Source organism: Lentzea xinjiangensis (assembly GCF_900110955.1).
Taxonomy (GTDB): Bacteria; Actinomycetota; Actinomycetes; order Mycobacteriales; family Pseudonocardiaceae; genus Lentzea; species Lentzea xinjiangensis.
Genome location: NZ_FOFR01000050.1, coordinates 1 through 3,659 on the forward strand (window position 1 = coordinate 1; position 3,659 = coordinate 3,659).

4 protein-coding genes are annotated in these 3,659 nt (G+C 71.1%); all 4 read right to left on the minus strand.

The genetic code is table 11. The features are described 5' to 3' along the window. Positions 1 to 178: 178 nt before the first annotated feature. Positions 179 to 922 carry an SDR family NAD(P)-dependent oxidoreductase gene (locus BMW88_RS40725; RefSeq protein WP_089962610.1) on the minus strand — a complete coding sequence of 248 codons (744 nt, stop codon included), beginning with the start codon at positions 920 to 922 and terminating at the stop codon, positions 179 to 181. Next, entirely contained in the window at positions 919 to 1,980 is a 1,062-nt protein-coding gene (locus BMW88_RS40730) for an alkene reductase (protein WP_089962613.1), read from the minus strand. The genes BMW88_RS40725 and BMW88_RS40730 overlap by 4 nt, the downstream gene beginning before the upstream one ends. 165 nt (positions 1,981 to 2,145) lie before the next feature. Further along, positions 2,146 to 2,367, minus strand: a complete 222-nt coding sequence (locus BMW88_RS40735; RefSeq protein WP_143116528.1) for a hypothetical protein — start codon at positions 2,365 to 2,367, stop codon at positions 2,146 to 2,148. Positions 2,368 to 3,094: 727 nt separating this feature from the next. Next, entirely contained in the window at positions 3,095 to 3,565 is a 471-nt protein-coding gene (locus tag BMW88_RS40740; protein WP_089962619.1) for a cupin domain-containing protein, read from the minus strand. Between the last annotated feature and the right edge of the window lie 94 nt (positions 3,566 to 3,659).

Genomic DNA, 3,659 nt, shown 5'->3' on the forward strand with positions numbered 1-3,659 from the left:
CATCTTCGACGGCGCCGTGCCCGGCGCAGTGCTGTCCAAGATCTCCCGCTCCACCCGCGACGCCTGGATCACCCGCACCCTCACCACCACAACCGTCGACCGGGGCGAATGCGCCGCCGCGCTCCGGTGTCCCGCACGGGAACGCCGGAGCGCGCACCAGCCGTGGCGCGGACGAGCATCAGCTGGTGAACCCACCGTCTGCGGTCAGCGTCGCGCCGGTGATGAAGCCCGCCTCCGGACCGGCGAGGTAGGCCACCAGGCCGGCGATCTCGTCGGCGGTGCCGTAGCGGCCCACCGGGGTCGCCCCTCGCATGAACTCTGAGGCGGGACCGTCGGCGGGGTTGAGCTCGGTGTCCACCGCGCCCGGCTGCACCAGGTTCACCGTGATTCCCAGCGGCGCCAGCTCGCGGGCCGCGGCGCGGGTGAATCCGGCTAGCGCAGCTTTGGTCGTGGAGTAGCCGACCATGCCGGGGAACGGTGACCGCTTGGCGAACACGCTGCCCGTGGTGACGACCCGTCCGCCCGCGCCGAGGTGCTTGGCCGCTTCCTGCGTCGCCACGAACGCCCCGCGCACGTTCACCGCGTACAGCCGGGCGAACTCCTTCTCCGACAGCTTCGCCAGTGGCGCTGGCGCGCCGATGCCTGCGTTGTTCACCAGGACGTCCAGACGCCCGCACCACTCCACGGCTCGCGTGATCGCGGCGCGCACGGCTTCGGGGTTGCCGTTGTCCGCCCGCACCGCCGTGGCGCGCCCGCCCTGCGCGGTGATGTCTGCGACGACTTGGCGGGCGGCGTCCGGCGAGGAGGAGAACGTGATCGCGACCGCGGCGCCTTCCCGGGCCAGGCGGGTGGCGATGGCGGCGCCGATGCCCCGCGAGGCTCCGGTCACCACGGCCACCCGACCGGCGAGCGGGCCGCTCATCGCGACAGCGCGGGGTAGTCAGTGTACCCGCGCTCGTCGCCGCCGTAGAAGGTCTGCGGGTCCGGCGTGTTCAGCGGTGCGCCGGTGCGCAGCCGCTCGACCAGGTCGGGGTTGGCCAGCGCCATCACCCCGACTGTGATCACGTCGGCCAGGCCGGAGGTGATGTCGCGGACCCTGGTGTCGAGGTCGGCGCCGGGCCGGTTGAGCAGGAACGCCGTCGGCCACAGCGACCTCAGTTCGCGCACCAGCTCCTCGTCGCCGCCGTGCGCCACGTGCAGGTAGGCGAGGTTCAGCGGGGCGAGGGCCCGGACCAGCGCCGGGTACAGCTCGCGAGTGTCGTCCTCGGCGATGTCGTTGAACGGGTTGCCCGGCGACAGGCGGATGCCGGTGCGACCGGCGCCGATCTCGTCGGCCACGGCGGTCGCGACCTCCACCGCGAAGCGGATCCGGTTCTCGGCCGATCCGCCGTAGCGGTCGGTGCGCCGGTTGGTGTTGCCCGCCAGGAACTGGTGCACTAGGTACCCGTTCGCGCCGTGGATCTCGACGCCGTCCGCACCCGCCGCGATCGCCCTGGCCGCGGCCGCGCGGAAGTCCTCGACGGTGGCGGCCACCTCCTCCGTGCTCAGCTGGCGCGGCTCCGGCATCTCCTGCGGCCCCTGCAGCGTGAACATCGCGCCTGCCGGGCGCACGGCGGACGGCGCCACCGGCTGCCTGCCGTGCGGGGTGTTCGCCGGGTGCGCGATCCGTCCGACGTGCATGAGCTGCACGACGATGCGCCCGCCCGCGTCGTGCACCGCGTCGGTGACCCGGCGCCAGCCCGCGACCTGCTCGTCGGTGTGGATGCCGGGCGTGAGCAGGTATCCCTGGCCGTCCGCGGACGGCTGCGTGCCCTCGGTGATGATCAGCGCGGTCGAGGAACGCTGGGCGTAGTAGAGGGCGTTCAGATCGGTGGGCACGCCCTCGGGCGTCGACCTGTCACGCGTCATCGGCGCCATCGCCAAACGGTGCTCCAGCGGGATCTCCCCCACCTTGGCCGGGGCCCACAGCTGCTCGTTCATCGACTTCCTCCTATTACGTGGCTGACCACATTTCTATCTCAGATTTATGTGGCTGGCCACATGATGTGACGTGGGACATGCCCCCGCTGCCCGTTCGGCGGCTACCGGCGCGGTCCACCGGCGACGCCGATGTGGCAAGGAGCGGGAAGTGGCGTTCCGAGCGGATCAGGCCTGCGCGGTGAACGGCGCCCACCGCTTGACCTCGAACGCCGCACCGCGCCGCGCGATCTGCGCGCCACCGGGGCCTGTGACGTGCGCGGGCAGCACCAGGGCGCCGGTGTCGACGGCGTGGTCGAGGACCCGGCGCCGTTGACGCGCTGACACCAGCGCAGAGTTGTGCGGGAAGGCCTCGAACGACGGGTCGGAGAACTGCAGCGGCGTGTGCACCACACCGCCCGCGAGAAGAGCCCGGTCGCCCCCGCGAGTTCACGGTGACCAAGACCGAGCCGCCGAGCGACCTGAGGGTGAGGTTGCGGTCCACCCGGTAGGAGTGGCGCCACGGCACCAGCCGACCGTGCCGCCACACCGGCAGCACGCTGTCCTCGAAGGCCTCCCGGTCGGCTGCGCACCCGCCGTCAGGGTGGTCGGCCGCCTCGCGCCGCCGGTCGAAGTCGAACTGGTCCACCAGGTACTCGGCGTTCGCGAAGGTCGGCACCCACTCACCGCCGGCCTGGTGCGTGTTCCAGCCCGTCCGCGACGGTGGCCGAGCGATGCTCGTTCGAGGTGCTGCCGCACATGATGCGGGTCCGGCTCGCCGGAGCGCTGCTGCGCGCCCTCGACGCCGAACGGCGGTCTGTGATCGAGGCCGAGGCGGTCTTCACCCGCTGGTGCGCGGTCGCCGACCGGTCACTACCCGGCAAACCCATCCCTTGTCCCGCTTGGTGGATGTGCAGGCGCAGTCCGCATTGGTCGCCGCGCGGACCATCCAAGAGGCCGTCTGACGACTACGGGGAGGAACGGGTGACCTCTCAGCGCGTTCCACGCAGTCGGGCAGCGTCTCGGTCGGGTCCAGAGCTGGGAAGACGCACGAAGACGATCGGTGAGCAGGTCCGCCAGCGGATCTGCTCACCGTCTCCCCTGCTGACTTGCGCACCCGTCGTCACAGCCGCCGACCTCAACGCGGCGGTCCGAGCACCACGCCGCCGTACAACTCGGAGGCCTCGAGGAGCAGGGACTTGGGGATCTCGAAGTCGTCCGGGCGCGGGGTGGACACATCGCGCCCGGCGTGGCGGAACATACCCTCAATGCCGCCGGGAGTGGTGATCATCAGCAGGTCGGCGCGTTCGGACGTGATCCGGTAGCTGTGCGGGATACCGCGCGGGAGGTAGACGACCCCTCCCTCCTCCAGTTCCCGGGCCTCCTCCTCCCCCGACCACACCAGGGCGGTGCCCTTGATGAGCATGAAGATCTCGTCTTCGCGAGTGTGCAGGTGGAAGGGCGGTGCCTCGCCTCTGGCCACGTCGAACTGGCCGACGGTGAGCTGCCCTTCGGTGGCCTCGCTGTCGAGCAGGACGGAGAACGTGCCGCCGTCGATCCATTCGAGCTTTTGCTGTTGTCCGGGCTGGGACAGGAATACTGCGGACATGTCGCTCTCCCCTATGCCTGGTCGGTTGTGGTGGTGAGGGTGCGGGTGATCCAGGCGTCGCGGGTGGAGCGGGAGATCTTGGACAGCACTGCGC

Excerpts from the sequence above, each read along its gene's own strand:
- BMW88_RS40740 (WP_089962619.1), bottom strand. The coding sequence starts at position 3,565 with ATGTCCGCAGTATTCCTGTCCCAGCCCGGACAACAGCAAAAGCTCGAA.
- BMW88_RS40730 (WP_089962613.1), bottom strand. The coding sequence starts at position 1,980 with ATGAACGAGCAGCTGTGGGCCCCGGCCAAGGTGGGGGAGATCCCGCTG.
- BMW88_RS40725 (WP_089962610.1), bottom strand. The coding sequence starts at position 922 with ATGAGCGGCCCGCTCGCCGGTCGGGTGGCCGTGGTGACCGGAGCCTCG.